The organism is Alteripontixanthobacter muriae (genome assembly GCF_013336795.1).
Lineage (GTDB): Bacteria > Pseudomonadota > Alphaproteobacteria > Sphingomonadales > Sphingomonadaceae > Pseudopontixanthobacter > Pseudopontixanthobacter muriae.
In genome coordinates this window covers 298,182-315,893 of sequence record NZ_JAAFZT010000035.1, presented here as the reverse complement: position 1 = coordinate 315,893, position 17,712 = coordinate 298,182, and the positions used below count along the sequence as shown (strand labels likewise).

Below are 17,712 nucleotides of genomic sequence, written 5' to 3'. Positions count from 1 at the left end.
CTTGCGGGACTTTCCGGCTGGCGCTTGAGAGCGTCGAAAAATGATGTATCTGCGCGGGCATGACTGCGCATAAACCCGGCGATCCCACTACCCTGAACCGCCTTTACGGCCGCACCCAGTCGCGGGGCTTGCGGAAGGGGCAGCAGGAACTGGTCGACGATTTCCTGCCGAAGATCGCCGTTCCGGATAGCGGCGAGATCACGGCAAGGCGGCTGTTCGGCCAGGATGTGCCGCTGCATTTCGAGATCGGCTTCGGGGCGGGTGAACACCTCGCATATCGTGCCGATCTGCTGCCGGATCATGGGTTCATCGGCGCCGAGCCTTTCGTCAATGGCGTGGTCGGCGCCCTGGCCCATGTGCGCGACAACGGGCTTGCGAATGTTCGCATCCAGCTTGGCGATGCGCTCGAGGTGCTCGCCCGCCTTCCGGACGGTGCGCTCAGTTTCGTCTATCTGCTTCATCCCGACCCGTGGCCCAAGGCGCGACATGCCAAGCGGCGGATGATGAATGACGGACCGCTGGACATGATCGCAGCCAAGCTGAAGCCGGGCGGCGAGTTCCGCTTCGGCACCGATCACGATGTCTACCTGCGCCATGCCCTGATGGTCATGCGCCGACACACGCATCAGTTCGACTGGCTGGTGGACGGGCCGTCAAGCTGGCAGAAGCGCCCCGGCGGCTGGTGCGAAACACGGTATGAAGCAAAAGCTCGCCGGCAAGGGCACGAGGTCTGGTATTTCCGCTATCGCCGGCGCTGAGGCAGCTGCAGTCTACTTAGCGGAACACACACCTTCACTCACCGGTTGAACCTGCAAAGGCACCAAAAGAGAAGAAGGTCGACGCATGGCGGACAGGAAAGCACTCATCATCGGCGCATCGCGCGGCATCGGCCTCGGCCTGACGCGAGAACTGGCTGGCCGGGGTTGGCATGTGACCGCCAGCCAGCGCTCCGAAGGAGCCGAATTGGGTGGACTGGCGGCGGAGAGTACGGCCATCGACACGATCCGCGTCGATGTCACGGAGCCGGAAAGCTACGAGGGTCTGAGCGGGAGCATGAAACCGGGTTCACTCGATCTGCTGCTGGTCAATGCAGGCATCACCGGTGCGAAGCACCAATCGACCCAGCAGGCCACCTCGGATGAGGTCGCGCATGTGATGATGACCAACACCGTCGGACCGCTGCGTCTGGCGCATCAACTGCTGCCGCTCGTCAAGGATGGCGGCACGCTGGCTTTCATGACCTCGCAAATGGGGTCGATCGCCGATTCTTCCGGCGGATATGAACTGTACCGCATGAGCAAGGCGGCGCAGAACATCCTCGCACGCGGACTGTTCGAACAATTCGCCCGGCAGCGGGATATCGCCGTGCTGTCGCTGCATCCGGGCTGGGTTCAGACCGACATGGGCGGCGTCAGCGCGACTCTAACCGTTAGCGAGAGCGTCAAGGGGCTCGCCGACGTTCTGAAAACGCCACGCAAGCCCGATCATCTGTTCCTGTCCTATGACGGCTCGCAGCTGCCCTGGTGACGGTGCCTAGCCCACCACTCCTGCCGCAGCGAGCACTGCCAGGGTGAGCACATCAGGCGCAATCGCGGTCATGGGCGCGATCTGAACCGGCTTTTCCATGCCGATCATCATCGGCCCGATGGTCGGGTTGCCGGCCAGTTCGCGCAGCAATTTGGCCGACAGATTGGCCGATTGCAGACCCGGCATGATCAGCACGTTCGCAGGGGCGGACAGGCGGCTGAACGGATAGAGTTCCATGACCTTGGCGTTCAGGGCAGCATCGGGCGCCATCTCGCCTTCATATTCGAAGTCGGTGCCTTCCTCGTCCAGCAGATGCACCGCTCCGCGAATGTTCTCGAGCCATTTGCCGCTGGGGTTGCCGAAAGTGGAATAGGACAGGAATGCAACGCGCGGTTCATGCCCCAGCCGCCTTGCGACAGCGGCAGTTTCGCGGGCGATATGCGCAAGTTCTTCCTTGGTCGGACGCTCGTTGATCGTCGTGTCTGCAAGGAAGGTCGTGTAATTCTTGCCGATCATCAGATGGATGCCGAAGGGCACCTGCCCCGGTTTGGGGTCGAGCACGAGGCTCACTTCCTTCATCGTCTGCGCGAATGGCCGGGTCAGGCCCGAAATCATCGCCTCGCCATGGCCGAGCGCCAGAAGCAGCGAGGCGAAAACGTTGCGGTCCTGATTGACCATCCGGCGCACGTCGCGTTCGGTATAGCCGCGCCGCTGCAGGCGCTGGTACAGGAAATCCACCATCTCCGGCACATGCTCGGAATCCTTGGAGTTCTGGATCTCGAAGCTGGCCGGATCCTCGACCGCCAGTTCCTCCAGCTTGGCCAGCACGGCATCGGTTCTGCCGACAAGGACCGGTGTGCCATAGCCGAAATCGCGGAACTGGATCGCGGCGCGTAGCACGACATCCTCCTCCGCTTCCGCGAAGACCACACGCTTGGGGTTCTTCTGCGCTTCTTCGTAGACGCGGGTCAGGACCGAGGTTGTCGGATTGAGGCGCGCCTTGAGGCTGAGGCGGTAATCCTCGAAATCGGCGATGGATTCCTGCGCCACGCCGGAGTCCATCGCAGCCTTGGCTACCGCGCTCGAAACCCGCTCCATCAGGCGCGGGTCGAAAGGAGCGGGGATGATGTAGTCGCGGCCGAACTGGTGCTGCACGCCATAGGCGGCGGCGACTTCCTCAGGCACCCGCTCCCGCGCCAGTTCCGCAATCGCGCGGGCGGCGGCGATCTTCATCTCCTCGTTGATGGCGGTTGCCCGCACGTCGAGAGCGCCACGGAAGATGAAGGGAAAGCCCAGAACGTTGTTCACCTGGTTCGGATAATCCGACCGCCCTGTGGCGATGATTGCATCGGGCCGGACCCTTTTCGCATCGTCAGGCATGATCTCCGGCACCGGATTGGCCATGGCGAAGATGATTGGCTGGTTTGCCATCTTCTCCACCCATCCGGGCTTCAGCGCACCGGCTGCGGACAGGCCGAGGAAGATGTCAGCGCCGTCAAGTGCCTCTTCCAGTGTGCGCGCCTCGGTCTCGACAGCATGCGCGCTCTTCCACTGATCCACATCCTTGCGCCCGGGATAGATCGGGCCGGAACGGTCGCAGACAATCACATTGTCATGCCGCACGCCCATTGCCTTCACCAATGCCGTACAGGCCAGCGCCGAGGCACCCGCCCCGTTCACGACCATCTTCACGTCTTTCAGCTCACGACCGGTCAGGTGGCAGGCATTGATCAACCCGGCCGCTGCAATGATTGCTGTGCCGTGCTGATCGTCATGCATGACGGGAATGTTCATGCGTTCGCGCAGCGCCTGTTCGATGATGAAGCATTCCGGTGCCGCGATATCTTCCAGATTGATGCCGCCGAAGGTCGGCTCCATCAGCGCGACGGCTTCGATGAACTTTTCCGGATCTTCCGTGTCGAGCTCGATATCGATGGCATCGACATCGGCAAACCGTTTGAACAGGACAGCCTTGCCTTCCATCACCGGCTTGGAGGCAAGCGCACCCAGATTGCCCATGCCAAGAATGGCAGTGCCGTTGGAGATGACCGCCACCAGATTGGCGCGCGCCGTATAGCGCGCGGCCATGGCCGGGTCGTCGGCAATCGCCTGAACGGGCGCTGCGACGCCCGGCGAGTAGGCGAGGCTGAGGTCGCGCTGGGTAGCCATCGGCTTCGAAGCAATGATTTCGATTTTACCGGGGCGCAGAGTCTCGTGATAGAACAGCGCTTCGCGGGTGGTGAAGCCGCCTTTTCGATCCTCGGCTACCGCCTGGTCCGAAACGCTTTCCGGCGCTGCGTTCTGGTCGTTCTGATTGTCTTTGCTGTCCGCCACGGCGATGTCCCCCACGGGTGAATTTCTGCCGCTGCCCTAGGGGAAAGCTGCAGCGGAATACAGGGGGCAATCAGGGGAAACCGGCTCGGCGCTTGTTCCGAATCGTCGCCCCGTCCGCTAGCGCTGGCCCATGGCCGCAAAATCCACCCCGATGATGACTCAATATCTGATGCTCAAGGCGCAGGCTGCGGGGTGTCTGCTGTTCTACCGGATGGGCGACTTTTTCGAGCTGTTCTTCGACGATGCGCGAAAGGCGGCCTCCGTTCTGGACATCGCGCTGACCTCGCGCGGCGAACATGACGGCGCGCCGGTGCCGATGTGCGGTGTGCCCGTGCACGCGGCGGATAATTACCTCGCGCGGCTGATCAGGGCTGGCTGCCGGGTGGCGATCGCCGAGCAGGTGGAAACTCCGGCAGAGGCGAAGAAGCGCGGCGGGTCGAAGGCGCTGGTCAAGCGCGACATCGTGCGGTTCGTGACGGCGGGAACGTTGACGGAGGAAACCCTGCTGGAACCGCGCCGCGCGAATCGGCTCGCTGCCCTCTGCGTGGTGCGCGGTCAGCTGGGGATTGCCGCCTGCGACATTTCGACGGGCCGAATGGAACTGGAGGATTGCGGCGATAGCGAACTTGCTGCCGTGCTAGCCCGCATCGGCGCAAGCGAAGTGGTCGTGCCGGAAGATCTGCCGACTGGCGAGACAATCGACGCGTCGGCGATCCCCCCAGATGCGGTTACGCGCCCGGCGCAGACCTTCGACAGTGCAGCAGGAACGGAGCGCCTGCAGGCGCTGCACGGCGTTGCGACACTGGACGGGTTCGGGAATTTCGGACGCGCTGCGCTGGCTGCCGCTGCGGGGCTGATCGCTTATCTCGACCATGTCGGGCGCGGCACGCTGCCCTTGCTGTTGCCGCCGGTTTCGCGCGGCAACAACTCCGCGTTGGCGATGGATGAAGCGACCCGGGCCAGCCTCGAGATCGTGCAGACACAGGATGGCCGGCGCGAAGGGAGCCTGCTCGCCGCAATCGATCGCTGCGTCACGGGTGCAGGTGCGCGCCAGCTTGCAGAAGACCTCGCAGCACCCCTGCTGGCGCGGGACGCGATCGAGGAACGGCTGGCGCTGGTTGCCTGGTTGCATGCGGACACAATGCTGCGCGGCGATCTGAGGGCGGCGATGCGGAGCCTGCCCGATATCGGCCGTGCGCTGGGCCGGGTTGCCGCAGGGCGCGGCAGTCCGCGTGATCTGGGGCAGCTGCGCGATGGGCTAGGCGAAGCACGGCGCATCCGCGATCATTTGGCTGGACTCGAAAGCCTGCCGCCACTGCTGGAGAGAGTGCTGCCGTATCTCGGCGGGCATGGCGCCCTGGTCGATCTCCTGTCCCGTGCGCTTGTTCCTTCGCCACCGACGGAGCGCGGCCAGGGCGGCTACATCGCCGAAGGGCTCGATGCATCGCTAGATGAATTGCGGCAGGTGTCGGGTAATGCCCGCCGCGCCATTGCGACGCTCGAAAGCCGCTATCGTGAAGAGACCGGCATTGCTGCGCTGAAAATCAAGCACAATGGCGTGCTCGGCTATTTCATCGAGGCGCCCGCGCGGCACGCCGATGCGCTCATGGGGCCCGACAGCGGCTTCACTCACCGCCAAACCATGGCGGGCGCCGTGCGTTTCAACTCGCTCAAGTTGCATGAGGAAGCCAACCGCATCGCCGAAGCAGGCGGTCGGGCTCTGGCCGCCGAAGAAGAGCACTTCACGCGCCTCTGTATCGAAGTGGAGGAACACCGCCAGAGCATTGCGAAAACGGCAGAGGCGCTCGCCCGCCTGGACGTTTCCGCAGGTCAGGCGGAGCGGGCCGCCGAAGGGCATTGGTGTCGCCCCTCGATTACAAATGGCACCACGCTTTCCATTGTGGCTGGCCGGCACCCGGTCGTGGAAGCCGCATTGGAGCGGAGCGGCAGTCGCTTCGTCGCCAATGATTGCCGTCTCGCCGAGGACGACCGGCTGTGGTTGATCGGCGGGCCCAACATGGGCGGCAAATCGACCTTCCTGCGGCAGAATGCGTTGATCGTCCTGCTGGCACAAGCTGGCGGCTATGTGCCAGCCGAAAGCGCGGAAATCGGGCTGGTGGATCGGCTGTTCAGCCGCGTAGGCGCTTCCGACAATCTGGCGCGTGGGCGCTCGACCTTCATGGTCGAAATGGTCGAAACCGCCGCCATCCTGGCGCAGGCGACACCGCGCAGCTTCGTCATTCTGGACGAGGTCGGGCGCGGAACGAGCACCTATGACGGGCTCGCGCTTGCCTGGGCTGTGGTTGAGGCGGTGCATGAGAACAACCGCTGCAGGTGCCTGTTCGCGTCCCATTATCACGAGCTCGCGCGGCTTGCCGACAGCTGCGACGCATTGTCCCTGCACCACGTGCGCGCCCGCGAGTGGAAGGGAGAACTCGTCCTGCTGCACGAACTCGCGCCCGGTCCCGCCGATCGCTCCTACGGCCTTGCCGTGGCGCGCCTCGCCGGGGTGCCGAAGCAGGTGGTGGAACGAGCGAAGTCGGTGCTCGACAAATTGGAAAAGACCCGCGCCGAAACGGGCGGCGTTGCCGCAGGGCTCGGTGAATTGCCGCTGTTCGCGGCAGCCGCCGCTGCCGAGGAAGAGGAATGCGACATCGTTCGTGACAGATTGCGAAGCGTAGACGTCGATGCACTGACCCCGCGCGATGCGCTCGACCTCTTGTACGAATTGAAAAAGGAGGTCGGCACAAGCGAAAATTAACTTTCCCGATGCATCGTGCCGGACATGAGCGGGAAACTGTTTAAAGGCCGATCCGCGGCAGTCGCGTTCGCCGGGTTCGTAATGTTTGCAGCCGTTTCGCTTGTAGGAACGGCTGACGACGATGGCCTGGTCACGCAAGCGGCAGACGAAACAATAGCTGCACCGTCAGCTCCGGAACCTACCATCGAACCCGTCTCGCAATCGACGGAGCCGTTCGGCATGGCAGATGATGTCGCCTTTGCGTCAGACGAAGACCTGATCGACGATGCAGAGGGCTTCGACCCTATGCCGATGTCTGATACGCCCGATCCGGTGCTGCTCGATGCCGGACCCGCGTCGGATGATCTCGTTGAGATGGTTGCGAAACCCGGCGCCGGTGATACGCTGCCCGTCGATGAGCGACGATACGAAATCCTCGAATGATTCCTCGAACGATCTGGCCGAACAACGGACCGATCTCGCCGAAGACCGCAACATCATGGCAATGGAGCGAACCTTCGCAGGCTGGATGCGTACGGCATTCGCGGCCATCGGGATAGGATTGGCTTTTCGCGCCGTTTTTGGCGAATTTCAGCCGCCGTGGCTTGCCAAGGCCATCGCAACGATGTTCGTCGCTTCAGGTGGCATTCTGGCGATCGTGGCCCAGCGGCGCGCGCGCAAGACGATGGCGCGCCTCAATTCCCACCGCATGAAGCCCGCATCGGCACCGAACTTCGGGCTGCTGGGCTATGCCGTCGCGTTTGGCGCGGCGGTGCTGATTGCGGGCCTGTGGATCCTGAACAATGGTGAGGTCGCTCCGTCCAGCTGACGAGAGCGACCCGCCTTTTCAGGTCCCGTCGCCGCGCAGGCCGTCGGGCTTGCGGGATTTGCCGTATTTATCGACGTTATCATCGTGATTCGGCTCGCCGCGATAGGCATCCATGTCGATCCGGCCCGAACTTTCCATGTCGCGCATGTGATCGATGGTGTCCTGTGTTGAATCGTTCATCAACCCGCTCTTGTTGTCGCCCTTCACGCTTTCAGTCGGGCTGGAGGTGGCGGGGGTCAGCCCCCGCGCTTCCCTGGCGACTTCCTGCGCCTGGTTGCGGTGGTCGTCCTGCTCGTCATTGTGCATTTCGGGCGCAAGGTCGCTCATCCGTTGTTCCTTGCTTTCACCCACGCCGCTGGGGCCGCTGGTAGTCTTCTTGTCGCTGCTCATGGCTGATTCTCCTTTGTCGCATCAACGGACGGACGGAGCGCCATGTTCCCGCCTCAGCGGGTAGGGACAGGCTCTTCCCCAGAATAGTCGTAGAAGCCACGCCCGCTCTTGCGGCCGAGCCACCCTGCTTCGACATATTTCACCAGCAGGGGCGCGGGTCGGTACTTGCTGTCGCCGGTCGTGTTGTACAGCACCATGATAATGTCGAGACAGGTATCCAGCCCGACGAAATCGGCCAGTTCCAGCGGCCCCATCGGATGATTGAGCCCGATGCGGCAGCCCTTGTCGATATCGGCGACATCGGCGGTGCCCTGCCCCAGCACGAACACCGCCTCGTTCAGCATCGGCAGCAGGATGCGATTGACCACGAAGCCCGGCTGGTCCTGCGCCTCGACCACTTCCTTGTTCAGCCGTTCCGCAAATTGGCGCACCCGCGCCACCGTTTCCTCGCTGGTGGCAAGGCCGGGGATGACCTCGATCAGGCCCATGACGGGCACTGGATTGAAGAAATGCAGTCCGATGAAGCGGGCGGGATCGGGGCTGGCCTGCGCCATGCGGGTGATGGGAATGGAACTGGTGTTGCTGGCGAGGATCGCGTCCTTGCGGAGCACCTTGCCCGCCTCTGCAAAAATTGCGCGCTTGACCCCTTCCTTTTCTGTCGCGGCCTCAATAATCAGGTCGGCATCGGCCATCGGTTCGTAACTGGCGACGGGGGTAATCCTCGCAAGGGCGCTGTCGGCCAGCGCCGCCTCGATCTTGCCGCGCGAAACCATGCGCGCGAGTGCCCCGCCGATGCGTTCATGCGCCTTTTTCGCAACCGCGAGATCGACATCGGAAAGCAGCACGTCCATCCTGTAGCGTGCAATGGTCTGAGCGATACCCGAACCCATCTGGCCCGCGCCGATTACGGCCACTTTGTTGATCACGGAAATACCCTTCGCAGATGCAGCATAGACCGCCGCGCTAGAGCATAAAGAAAGGGATTTCCAGCCTGCGTTGCAGATGCAGAGTGCAGATCAGCGGCTGCCGCCCGGAACCCATTTTACGTCCGAAGCACCATCGTCGTTCAGCACCCGTGCCAGCACGAACAGGAAGTCCGACAGCCGGTTGACATAGGCGAGGGCCGCCGGATTGATCGCTTCGGCTTGCGCCAGTTCGGTCATCGCCCGCTCTGCCGCACGTGTGCTGGCCCGCGCGACATGCGTACGTGCCGCAGCTTCGCTGCCGCCAGGCAGGATGAAGCTGGTGAGCGGCTGCAGATGTTCGTTATATTCGTCGATCGCCTGCTCGATCCAGTCGGTCTGGGCAGGGACGATCCGCAGCACCATTTCGGAAGGAGCGAAATCGTCCCCGCCGCTCGCAGGTGTTGCAAGATCGGCGCCGAGGTCGAACAGATCGTTCTGTATCCGCACCAATGCAGCATGGTGCGGCGCGTCCCTCAGCGCAACGGCAGCAAGGCCGATGGCGCTGTTCGCCTCGTCCACTCGGCCAATCGCTTCGATCCGCAACGCGTGCTTCGCCGTTCGCGAACCATCGACCAGGCCGGTGGTGCCATCGTCACCCGTGCGGGTGTAAATCTTGTTCAGCTTGACCACGAACTGTCCGGATCAGTTACTGATCATCAGCAAAACCGCGACCACCAGCACGGCCAGCGCCTGATATTTGATGCGATTGAACATCATCTTGTTCTGCATCAATTGCATGTCGGTGGCGTCCTGCCCCTCACCCGTTTCAAGGTCGATCTTGGTGCTTTTCATGAAGGCGATGACGCCACGCACGAGAGAATAGACGACTAGTCCGCACAGGACGACGAGCAGGATGATGAGCAGAGTGTTCATGCGCTGCCATATAGGGTCAGCATCGGCGGATTGCTAGGACAGGTGAAGCCCTGCAGGCAGCTTCCCGCTGCGCAAGGACTGCGCCAGTTTTCGCCCGTCCTCACCGCTTCGGCGCCTGTCGGCCATGGAAGCGGAGAAACGGCTCTTCGAAAGCTTTTCGCCGCTCTCGTCACGGATCAGCGGATGATGAAGCCACTGCGGGACGGGCAAATCGAGCAGCGCCTGCAGCAGGCGGTGGATATGCGTGGCGGCAAACAGATCCTGCCCCCGGGTCACCAGAGTAATCTCGTCAGCGGCATCGTCCAGCGTGGCGGCAAGGTGGTAGGCGGCAGCAGCGTGCTTCGGCACCAGGACGACATCGCCCAGCAGATCGGGACGGGCATTCTGCGGGCCGGCCCGCACATCGTTCCAGGTCAAGGGACCGGTGCACCGCATGGCCTCAATGATGTCCAATCGCCAGGCAACAGGAGCGCTGCCTTCGTCATCCTTTACTTCTCCAATCCCGACCCGGCAAACGCGGCACCGCGCGGGTGTGGTCCGGTCGGCATGACGATCTTCTGCGGCAGGCTTTTCATGGGCCTGTTCCGCGCGGCTGCAACGACAGGGGTAGAGCAAGCCATCGGTGTTCAGTCGATCCACCGCTTCTGCATAGCTGTTCAGCCGCAGCGATTGCGGGGCAGTCTCGTCGAAATCAAGGCCGAGCCATGCCATGTCGGCGCGATATTCAGCCACGAGTTCCGGCCGGGCGCGTGCTGCATCCACGTCTTCGATGCGCAGGAGCGCCCGTCCGTTTGCGTCCCTCGCCGCATCGTGAGCAACGATGGCCGAAAGGGCGTGTCCGAGGTGCAGCGGTCCATTGGGACTGGGGGCGAAGCGCGAGACGATCATGATCTTCGTGACGATAGCGACGCCGCGCAATTAACGGAATGCCTGTGGAGGGGCAGGCGTAACAGGGTTGACGTTTTCCTCCGGCAATGGTCCCTGTACAACCATCAGGAGGGAACGCCGACCGTGTTCAAGGCCGATCTGATCGAAAAAGCCGCGCGCTTTCGCAGCGCCGAAGAAGATGCCACGCGCAGTCCGCAGTCCTGCCCGGCGCTGGTCCTGAACGCCGACTACACCCCGCTGTCCTATTATCCGCTGAGCATCTGGCCGTGGCAGACCGCGATCAAGGCCGTGTTCCTCGACCGTGTGGATATCATCGCCAGCTATGACCGGAACGTGCATTCGCCCTCGCGCGACATGCGCATTCCGTCCGTCATCGCGTTGCGCCAATATGTGCGGCCAAGCGAATTCCCCGCATTCACCCGTTTCAACCTGTTCCTGCGCGATCGCTTCGCCTGCCAGTATTGCGGCGACACCAGCCATTTGACTTTCGACCATGTCATACCCCGCCGGATGGGCGGGAAAACGACCTGGGAGAACATCGTCACCGCCTGTGCGCCCTGCAACATGAAGAAAGGCGGACGGACACCTGCGCAGGCGCACATGACGCAAGTGCGCCCCATCCGCCCGACCAGCTGGCAATTGCAGCAACGCGGAAAACGGTTTCCGCCGGGCTTTCTGCACGAGACGTGGCGCGACTGGCTCTATTGGGACATTGAACTGGAAGCCTGATCGCCTGTCAGGTGACGGCGGCCCGCTCGCGATATTCGGCGCGGTCCCATTCCCTGTCCTCGACAACCTGCCGCAAGATGTCCGCCGCCTGCCAGAGATCTGAAAACGACAGATAGGCGGGCGCGAAGCCAAGCCGCAGAATGTCGGGATCGCGGAAGTCGCCGATCACGCCGCGCGCGATCAGTGCCTGGCTGATTGCATGGGCTTCCTTGTGGCGGAACGACAGCTGGCTGCCGCGGTCTGCCCCATCCGGAGGGCTGACCAATTGGAGCGGCAGCTTCATCTGCTGCATGCAAGTGAGGAAAAAATCTCCCATTTGCAGCGACTTTTCGCGCAGTGGGACAATGCCGATTTCAGCGACCAGATCTACCCCGACCTCCAGCGCGCTGAGGCCGAGCACGGGTGGTGTGCCGGCCAGCATCCGGTCAATGCCGGGTGCAGGCGCATAGTCGTCGACAAAGGCGAAGGGCTGCGCGTGGCCGAACCAGCCGGTCAGCGGCTGAGCCAGCCTTTCATGATGCCGGCGCGCGGCAAAGGCGAAAGCCGGTGCGCCGGGGCCGCCATTCAGATATTTGTAGCCGCATCCCACCGCGAAATCGGCATTGCAGTCGTTCAGCGCGACCGGCACTGCGCCTGTCGAGTGGGACAGGTCCCACAGCACCAGCGCACCGGCCTTCTGCGCTGCGGCGGTCAGTGCCTTCATGTCGTACATCGCGCCGGTCTTGTAATGGACTTGAGTCAGCATCAGCAGGGCCACATCGCCTGAGAGTGCCGCCGCGATGCCATCGCGTTCGGCCAGCCGGCGCTCTGCCAATCCCTGCCGCTCCAGACCGGCGATCATGTACAGGTCGGTCGGGAAATTGCCCGCCTCCGACAGGATCACCGTCCGAGCGTCGTCGTCCCGCTGCGACTGCATGTCCAGCGCCGCGGCAATAAGCTTGAACAGATTGACCGACGTGGAATCGCAGGCGATCACCTCCCCCGCATCGGCACCGATCAGTGGCGCGATCTTCGCCCCAGCGCGCCGGGACAGCGATATCCATCCGGCACCCCCGCTTTCCGCATCGTTCCAGCTGCGGATCAGGCCATCGCCCCATTCTTCGCCAATCACCTGCGCCATGCGGCCCGGCGTTGCCTTGGGCAGAGCGCCAAGCGAGTTGCCGTCGAGGTAGATCACGCCTTCAGGCAGGTGAAACCTTTCGCGGTAGCGGGCGAGCGGATCGGCTGCGTCACGCCCGGCGGCTTCATCACGCAAATTCATGGCAAATTCCGCAGAATTGCGCGGCAGAGGCCAGCATCGCCGCCCCCTATCTTCAGCGGCAGGGCGATCAGTTCGTAGCGGCCGGGCTCCACGTCGTCCAGCACCAGCCCTTCCAGTATACGCATATCCGCTTTCAGGACTGCCAAATGGGCTGCCATCTCCTTTGAATCCTGCGGATCGAGCGATGGGGAATCCAGTCCGACCAGCTTCACGCCTTGCACCGAAAGCCAGTCGATCGCCTCGGGAGCGATCGTGGCGAAGCTGTCTGGCCAGGCATCATGAGGGAACTGGTCGAAGGTGCGGAACAGAACACGGCCGGCGCTTTCGATCTCCGGCAAGTCGCCGATCCCGATCTCCGGCCCGGCACCGCGCGCGTCGACCACGAGGCATTCCCCTATGTAAGGATCGAGTTCGAGGCCCGCCGCATCAACCGCGTCCTGAGCATAGTGCAGCGGGGCATCGCCATGCGTGCCCGAATGGGTCGACATCGTCATGCGCGCGACATTTACCGGCGACCCGTCCTCCATGCGCCAGCTGCGTTCCAGCGCGAAGGCGGTATCGCCCGGCCACACGGGAAGGCCCGGCCGCAGCGTCTGGGAAATGTCGTGGATGCGCCGTTCGGATTTCCAGCTGCTCATATTTCCGTCCTTACCGACAGCAATTCGGGGAAGAAGGTCTGTTCGAGAACCTTGGCAAGATAACCCACGCCTGCGGTGCCGCCGGTGCCTCGCTTGAAACCGATGATCCGCTCCACCGTCTTGAGGTGACCGAAGCGCCAGCGCTGGAAGTGATATTCCAGATCGACCAGCTTTTCCGCCAGTTCGTACAGATCCCAATGGTCTTCGGGGCGGCGGTAAATCTGGGCCCATGCTGCTTCGACAGCATCGCTTGCCCGCCATTCTTCCCCAGTCGGGCGGTTCAGCACCTTTTTGGGAATGGCAAAGCCTCGACGCGAAAGCAGCCGCACCGCTTCATCATACAGGCTGGGCCGGTCCAGTTCGGCGCGCAGTTCCTCCGCCACCTCCGGCGTGGCCTCGTGCATGGTGACCATGTCGGGGTTGCGGCCGCCGAGCATGAATTCCATCAGCCGGTACTGCGCCGACTGAAAGCCCGACGACGTGCCGAGGAACGGGCGCACACGCGAATAGTCGTGCGGCGTCATGGTCGAGAGGACCTCCCAGCTGTGGATCAGCTGGTTCTGCGCACGCGCGACCCGTGCCAGCATCTTGAAGGCCGGGCGCAGGTCGTCGGCGATGATCCCCTGCCGCGCGGCCCGCAATTCGTGCAGGCAAAGCTTGAGCCACAATTCGCTGGCCTGATGCACCACGATGAACAGCAATTCGTCATGAGCATCGGAGGCTGGATGCTGCGCGGAAAGAATGCGGTCGAGGTCCAGATAGGAAGCGTAGGTCACGTCAGACGGCATGGAATACCGCCCTCATTGTTCAATGATCCGGGTTTCCGGGTGATGCTTGTCGAGGTGGCGACGTACAATCCGCAGGTTCCGCGTATTGGAACGGAACGCCAGGTCGAAGGCATCGCCGACAAGCGGAATGGCGCCGATTGCGGTATCGACACCGAGATTGCCCATCATCCGGAACAGCTTCCACTTCGGCATGCCCAGATTACGCGCTTCCCAAACGATATAGCTGCCCAGTGCCGCCGCTATAAGGTCGCCCACCACGGGCACCAGGCCGATGAGCGCATCCAAGCCGACCGGATATCTGGTGCCCGGGATGGTGAAGCTGCGTTCGAGAATACGTTCGACCTGCTCGATCCGGCGGCGGATCGATGCGGGGTCGTTCCCGAGGGGAAGATCGATGCCTATCGCATGCAACTGGTGCGGCGGTGGCCGGTCCCGGCCCGAGTGCAGCCGCGAACCGGTGTCGCGCGGATTGTTGGGTTCGTCCATGAGTATCCTTCCCGTGCCATTAGCACCGCTGGCCTTCAGATGGGACGCTGCGCCATCGGGAACAAGGGATGCAGGCTCCAGCCATTTTCGAGAAAACCCGGAAGATCCGCCCGGACCAGCGCCCAGCGGATCGGCGGGCCAAAGGGTATGAAGACCTGTGCAGCATTCAGACGGGCCTCCGCCGCCGTCAGCAGGATGTCCTGCGTCGCAGGGTCGGCAGCAGCGAGAGCTTCGTTCACCAATGTGTCGGCCGCGCCGGAACAGGCTCCGCCGCCGAGCGAGCAGTTGAACTGGTTCAGATACCAGCGGGGAGCGGCATAGCGGGTAACGGTGTCGACAAGTCTCAATTCGGCGGATTCTCCGGGTTCGACACGCATGGCATCGACGCCGATGGCGGCGAAATCGGCAGCCAGCCGCGTAAACAGGATGTCGGCACCCGGACCGGTCGGCATTCTCAGCCGCAGGTTCACGGCCTCGCCCGTACTCGCTTCATACGCGGACACGCGGGCGGCGGCCTTGGCACGCCTTTGCTCCAGCGTCAGCCCCGTCCAGTCCGGATAGGCGCTATCCGGCCGCCGGGCGATTTCCGGCGGAACGATCTGGGTCGCCGGGCTCCAGCCGCCGATGCTGAACGGAGCGAGCAGTGTGTCGCGATCCAATGCCATCGAGAGGGCCTCACGCCCTGCCGGTTCGGCGAGAAAGCCTTCGAGCGATGTGAAGCGGAGCCCGAACAGGCCGCGGGGCGCATCGAGACGCACCGTCCCGCGCGCAAGGGGGCCGGTATCGACCATCGGCAGACTGGCGATGCGCCCGGAAAATACGCCGTCGATCTCCCCACGCCGGAATGCATCGAGCGCGTTCTTCGGGCCCAGGATACGCACGCGCAGGGGCCGGTATTCGTCGCGCCAGTTCTCCGCCTGCGGCAGCCCCCGCTCCTCCGGGGGAAGGACGGTCAGCAAGGCGGAACCGCCATCGCCGACGATGTTCATCGGGCCGGTGCCCTCGCCATCGCGCATAAGCCCGAGTTCAGGCTGTGCAAGCAGCTGCAGAAATCCCGGCATCGGGCTGCTCAGGCGTATTTCCACCACGCGGCCGGTCATCGCGCGGATCTCGTCGATCTTGGCAAGGTCGAGGCCGAGGGACGTGCCTTCGAGAGCGTCGATGTCGCGCATCAGGGACCTGCGGACGGATGCCGCAGTCAGGCGCGAACCGTCCGGCCAGTCGACATCACGCAGACGGAAGATGTAGCTCAGCCCGTCATCGGCAACGATCCAGCGTTCCGCCAGAGCTGGCACGATCTCGCCATTGGCATCGATAGCGACGAGGCCCTGCGCGGTCGCGGCACGGATCTGCTGCGCTGCGGGCGACAGGCGCATGCCGCTTTGCACCAGCGTTGCCGGATTGCCGATGAAAGCGATTTCGACCGGACCGTCCTCGTTACCCTGACCGCAGGCGGACAGGAGCATCGCAGCGGACAGCATGCACAGCATCGCCGCGAACCTGGAGGCGCTTTGGCGAAATGATGGCAAGAGGGACAGCACGGTCGCAAGCATTGCGAACTGCCTAACATATTGCCTGCCAATGGTCAGCGGAAGATGCGCTCTTCGCAGGCTATGGATCAGATTTTTCGCAAACTCCCGTGCCGATCTGCGGTCGGGTCGGGGTGCAGCGCTTCGGAGCGCACATAGCGCGGCGTCGACGAGCCCTTGTTTAGGGTAACCGGAGCGCGCGCCAATTTGGGGTCGATTTCCTTGCTGAAGGCGATACCGAACCGGTGGTCCTGAACCCAGGCCACCGCGCCATCGACCCAGCCGATCCCCCTCAGGTTGACCGAAATGCGTGAGCCGCGAACCACACCGACCGCGCCATCCGCCATCATGCCGCCCGCCGACAGATTGCGTACCTTCACGCGTTCCGCCTCGCTCTGCCCTTCCACACGTATGTCGGCCATCAGGAACAGGCTGTCGCGCGGAATATTACGTGTGTCGACGGCGGACATTGCGCTCAGGCACCCTTTCGTAATCTGGCCACGCTTAGATCCGTGCGCGATGATGCAGGCTCGGAACGCACCTTATCGATCTAAATATCTAAGATAAGTTTAAGTTCGTTCTTCGCGCACTACAAGGTTTTCAGGGCACCGGGCGGAAGTTCTTCAATCGTCGCGGCTGATCTTTTCGCGCCGCTCATGCGCTTCCTGCGCCTCGACCGTCAAGGTGGCGACGGGGCGAGCCAGCAGGCGCTTGATGCCTATGGGGTCGCCCGTCTGTTCGCAATAGCCATAATCGCCTTCGTCGATACGGCGCAGGGCGGCGTCGATCTTCGCGGTCAGTTTGCGCTGCCGGTCACGCGTGCGCAGTTCCAGGCCCCAATCGGCTTCGCTGCTGGCACGGTCGTTGGCATCGGCTTCCCTGATCGGCCCGTCCTGCAGGTTCTGCAACGTCGCCGTGGCCGAGTCGCGAATGGAGCGCTTCCATTCCTCCAGCAGCGCGCGGAAGAACCGCATCTGCCGCTCGTTCATGTAAGGCTCGTCCTCACGCGGAAAATATTCGTCGGGAACAGCGCGTTTCGCCTGTTCGAGATCGTTCAATTCGAACGCCGATGATGCCATGCGACCAATCCTCTTCCCTGCGATCGGACGGCCCTGATTGCGGCCGCCCCACATTCCCGAATTTTTCCGACGATATGCGCGACCTTGTCGGCGGCCCTATAAGCGCGCGCATCGGCCGAAACAAGTGGCCTGTTCCGCTGTGTTCCCCGCTTTTTGTAGCGGAAAGGCAACATAATCGCAGCGCTATGACTTTCAGCCAAACGACAGGTTTTTCAGCCATTCACAATTTTTGGAGTGGTTTACCTTTTGTTTACCATGAAGGCCGACATTCGGAATTGCCGGGAGGGGGGAACTTGCCGGCGAAACTGGGGGGAATGCGATGAGACTGGTAAGTACGAAACAAAATAAAATTCTGACTACGCCGGGAACAGGTACTGAAGCGTTTCTGGGACGCTGCCTTGCTGCCGCTTCGCGCGGCGACAATGATGCCCTGTTCGATCTGGGCGTTGCCTATTCGACCGGCAGCCACGGACTTACGGGCGACATGATCGAGGCGCATAAATGGTTCAATCTTGCCGCGTCGAAGGGGCATGAGGAGGCAAGCTGCTGCCGGGCAGATGTCGCCGACGAGATGACGGCTCGTGAAATTGCCGAAGCACAGCGCCGGGCGCGAGAATGGCTTGCCGCAGACCTGCGCAAAGTGGCCTGAACAGACC

Annotated in this window: 20 protein-coding genes; 7 read left to right on the top strand and 13 right to left on the bottom strand. The window is 62.9% G+C overall.

The window, feature by feature from the left end:
- The first annotated feature begins 59 nt into the window (after window positions 1-59).
- Complete coding sequence (gene trmB / locus G7A66_RS11525) at window positions 60-758, top strand: tRNA (guanine(46)-N(7))-methyltransferase TrmB (protein ID WP_174295790.1); 699 nt, start codon at window positions 60-62, stop codon at window positions 756-758.
- An 85-nt stretch (window positions 759-843) separates the two neighbouring features.
- On the top strand, window positions 844-1,527 hold the full coding sequence (locus G7A66_RS11520; RefSeq protein ID WP_174295789.1) for an SDR family NAD(P)-dependent oxidoreductase: 684 nt from the start codon (window positions 844-846) through the stop codon (window positions 1,525-1,527).
- 6 nt (window positions 1,528-1,533) lie between these two features.
- Here G7A66_RS11520 and G7A66_RS11515 read toward each other — a convergent pair whose 3' ends face one another.
- Window positions 1,534-3,753 (bottom strand): NADP-dependent malic enzyme, encoded by a 2,220-nt coding sequence (locus G7A66_RS11515; RefSeq protein WP_206675207.1) that lies wholly within the window; start codon window positions 3,751-3,753, stop codon window positions 1,534-1,536.
- A 238-nt stretch (window positions 3,754-3,991) separates the two neighbouring features.
- On the opposite strand from G7A66_RS11515, the gene mutS reads away from it, so the two are divergent.
- The 3 genes from mutS to G7A66_RS11500 all read left to right on the top strand — a co-directional run bounded on the left by mutS (window position 3,992) and on the right by G7A66_RS11500 (window position 7,430).
- On the top strand, window positions 3,992-6,622 hold the full coding sequence (gene mutS / locus G7A66_RS11510; protein ID WP_232366826.1) for a DNA mismatch repair protein MutS: 2,631 nt from the start codon (window positions 3,992-3,994) through the stop codon (window positions 6,620-6,622).
- 81 nt (window positions 6,623-6,703) lie between these two features.
- Window positions 6,704-7,045, top strand: coding sequence for a hypothetical protein (locus tag G7A66_RS11505; protein WP_206675177.1), 342 nt, complete (start codon window positions 6,704-6,706; stop codon window positions 7,043-7,045).
- Window positions 7,017-7,430 (top strand): YidH family protein, encoded by a 414-nt coding sequence (locus G7A66_RS11500; RefSeq protein ID WP_174295787.1) that lies wholly within the window; start codon window positions 7,017-7,019, stop codon window positions 7,428-7,430. Before G7A66_RS11505 ends, G7A66_RS11500 begins: the two co-directional genes overlap by 29 nt.
- An 18-nt stretch (window positions 7,431-7,448) precedes the next feature.
- Here G7A66_RS11500 and G7A66_RS11495 read toward each other — a convergent pair whose 3' ends face one another.
- From G7A66_RS11495 to gluQRS, 5 genes are all read right to left on the bottom strand, one after another.
- Window positions 7,449-7,820 (bottom strand): hypothetical protein, encoded by a 372-nt coding sequence (locus G7A66_RS11495; protein WP_174295786.1) that lies wholly within the window; start codon window positions 7,818-7,820, stop codon window positions 7,449-7,451.
- Window positions 7,821-7,873: 53 nt separating this feature from the next.
- Window positions 7,874-8,743, bottom strand: a complete 870-nt coding sequence (locus G7A66_RS11490; protein ID WP_174296026.1) for a 3-hydroxybutyryl-CoA dehydrogenase — start codon at window positions 8,741-8,743, stop codon at window positions 7,874-7,876.
- A 93-nt stretch (window positions 8,744-8,836) separates the two neighbouring features.
- Entirely contained in the window at window positions 8,837-9,415 is a 579-nt protein-coding gene (locus tag G7A66_RS11485) for a cob(I)yrinic acid a,c-diamide adenosyltransferase (protein ID WP_174295785.1), read from the bottom strand.
- A gap of 12 nt (window positions 9,416-9,427) precedes the next feature.
- Window positions 9,428-9,658: an HIG1 domain-containing protein gene (locus G7A66_RS11480; protein ID WP_174295784.1), complete on the bottom strand. Its 231-nt coding sequence runs from the start codon at window positions 9,656-9,658 to the stop codon at window positions 9,428-9,430.
- A gap of 33 nt (window positions 9,659-9,691) precedes the next feature.
- On the bottom strand, window positions 9,692-10,576 hold the full coding sequence (gene gluQRS / locus G7A66_RS11475) for a tRNA glutamyl-Q(34) synthetase GluQRS (protein ID WP_332310546.1): 885 nt from the start codon (window positions 10,574-10,576) through the stop codon (window positions 9,692-9,694).
- 111 nt (window positions 10,577-10,687) lie between these two features.
- Here gluQRS and G7A66_RS11470 point away from each other — a divergent pair, with 111 nt between their 5' ends.
- The gene (locus tag G7A66_RS11470) at window positions 10,688-11,275 is read left to right on the top strand and encodes an HNH endonuclease (protein WP_332310559.1); all 588 of its coding nucleotides are present in this window, start codon (window positions 10,688-10,690) and stop codon (window positions 11,273-11,275) included.
- 7 nt (window positions 11,276-11,282) lie between these two features.
- On the opposite strand, the gene kynU is transcribed toward G7A66_RS11470, so the two are convergent.
- The 7 genes from kynU to dksA form a co-directional block, all read right to left on the bottom strand.
- Window positions 11,283-12,530: a kynureninase gene (gene kynU / locus G7A66_RS11465; RefSeq protein WP_408609267.1), complete on the bottom strand. Its 1,248-nt coding sequence runs from the start codon at window positions 12,528-12,530 to the stop codon at window positions 11,283-11,285.
- A 2-nt stretch (window positions 12,531-12,532) separates the two neighbouring features.
- The gene (gene kynB, locus G7A66_RS11460) at window positions 12,533-13,174 is read right to left on the bottom strand and encodes an arylformamidase (protein ID WP_174295781.1); all 642 of its coding nucleotides are present in this window, start codon (window positions 13,172-13,174) and stop codon (window positions 12,533-12,535) included.
- Complete coding sequence (locus G7A66_RS11455; protein WP_174295780.1) at window positions 13,171-13,962, bottom strand: tryptophan 2,3-dioxygenase; 792 nt, start codon at window positions 13,960-13,962, stop codon at window positions 13,171-13,173. The genes kynB and G7A66_RS11455 overlap by 4 nt, the downstream gene beginning before the upstream one ends.
- A gap of 12 nt (window positions 13,963-13,974) precedes the next feature.
- The gene (locus G7A66_RS11450) at window positions 13,975-14,448 is read right to left on the bottom strand and encodes a DUF4112 domain-containing protein (protein WP_174295779.1); all 474 of its coding nucleotides are present in this window, start codon (window positions 14,446-14,448) and stop codon (window positions 13,975-13,977) included.
- Between the two features lie 35 nt (window positions 14,449-14,483).
- Window positions 14,484-15,929: an ABC transporter substrate-binding protein gene (locus G7A66_RS11445; RefSeq protein WP_232366825.1), complete on the bottom strand. Its 1,446-nt coding sequence runs from the start codon at window positions 15,927-15,929 to the stop codon at window positions 14,484-14,486.
- Between the two features lie 137 nt (window positions 15,930-16,066).
- On the bottom strand, window positions 16,067-16,447 hold the full coding sequence (locus G7A66_RS11440; RefSeq protein WP_174295777.1) for a PilZ domain-containing protein: 381 nt from the start codon (window positions 16,445-16,447) through the stop codon (window positions 16,067-16,069).
- Window positions 16,448-16,600: 153 nt separating this feature from the next.
- Window positions 16,601-17,056 carry an RNA polymerase-binding protein DksA gene (gene dksA / locus G7A66_RS11435; RefSeq protein ID WP_174295776.1) on the bottom strand — a complete coding sequence of 152 codons (456 nt, stop codon included), beginning with the start codon at window positions 17,054-17,056 and terminating at the stop codon, window positions 16,601-16,603.
- Between the two features lie 319 nt (window positions 17,057-17,375).
- Here dksA and G7A66_RS11430 point away from each other — a divergent pair, with 319 nt between their 5' ends.
- Complete coding sequence (locus G7A66_RS11430) at window positions 17,376-17,705, top strand: SEL1-like repeat protein (protein WP_174295775.1); 330 nt, start codon at window positions 17,376-17,378, stop codon at window positions 17,703-17,705.
- Window positions 17,706-17,712: the final 7 nt, after the last annotated feature.

What these genes read in the sequence shown, in the direction of transcription:
- trmB (WP_174295790.1), top strand. Translation starts at nt 60, where the DNA reads ATGACTGCGCATAAACCCGGCGATCCCACTACCCTGAACCGCCTTTAC.
- G7A66_RS11520 (WP_174295789.1), top strand. Translation starts at nt 844, where the DNA reads ATGGCGGACAGGAAAGCACTCATCATCGGCGCATCGCGCGGCATCGGC.
- mutS (WP_232366826.1), top strand. Translation starts at nt 3,992, where the DNA reads ATGGCCGCAAAATCCACCCCGATGATGACTCAATATCTGATGCTCAAG.
- G7A66_RS11505 (WP_206675177.1), top strand. Translation starts at nt 6,704, where the DNA reads ATGTTTGCAGCCGTTTCGCTTGTAGGAACGGCTGACGACGATGGCCTG.
- G7A66_RS11500 (WP_174295787.1), top strand. Translation starts at nt 7,017, where the DNA reads ATGAGCGACGATACGAAATCCTCGAATGATTCCTCGAACGATCTGGCC.
- G7A66_RS11495 (WP_174295786.1), bottom strand. Translation starts at nt 7,820, where the DNA reads ATGAGCAGCGACAAGAAGACTACCAGCGGCCCCAGCGGCGTGGGTGAA.
- G7A66_RS11480 (WP_174295784.1), bottom strand. Translation starts at nt 9,658, where the DNA reads ATGAACACTCTGCTCATCATCCTGCTCGTCGTCCTGTGCGGACTAGTC.
- kynB (WP_174295781.1), bottom strand. Translation starts at nt 13,174, where the DNA reads ATGAGCAGCTGGAAATCCGAACGGCGCATCCACGACATTTCCCAGACG.
- G7A66_RS11455 (WP_174295780.1), bottom strand. Translation starts at nt 13,962, where the DNA reads ATGCCGTCTGACGTGACCTACGCTTCCTATCTGGACCTCGACCGCATT.
- G7A66_RS11450 (WP_174295779.1), bottom strand. Translation starts at nt 14,448, where the DNA reads ATGGACGAACCCAACAATCCGCGCGACACCGGTTCGCGGCTGCACTCG.
- G7A66_RS11445 (WP_232366825.1), bottom strand. Translation starts at nt 15,929, where the DNA reads ATGCTGTCCGCTGCGATGCTCCTGTCCGCCTGCGGTCAGGGTAACGAG.
- G7A66_RS11440 (WP_174295777.1), bottom strand. Translation starts at nt 16,447, where the DNA reads ATGTCCGCCGTCGACACACGTAATATTCCGCGCGACAGCCTGTTCCTG.
- dksA (WP_174295776.1), bottom strand. Translation starts at nt 17,056, where the DNA reads ATGGCATCATCGGCGTTCGAATTGAACGATCTCGAACAGGCGAAACGC.
- G7A66_RS11430 (WP_174295775.1), top strand. Translation starts at nt 17,376, where the DNA reads ATGAGACTGGTAAGTACGAAACAAAATAAAATTCTGACTACGCCGGGA.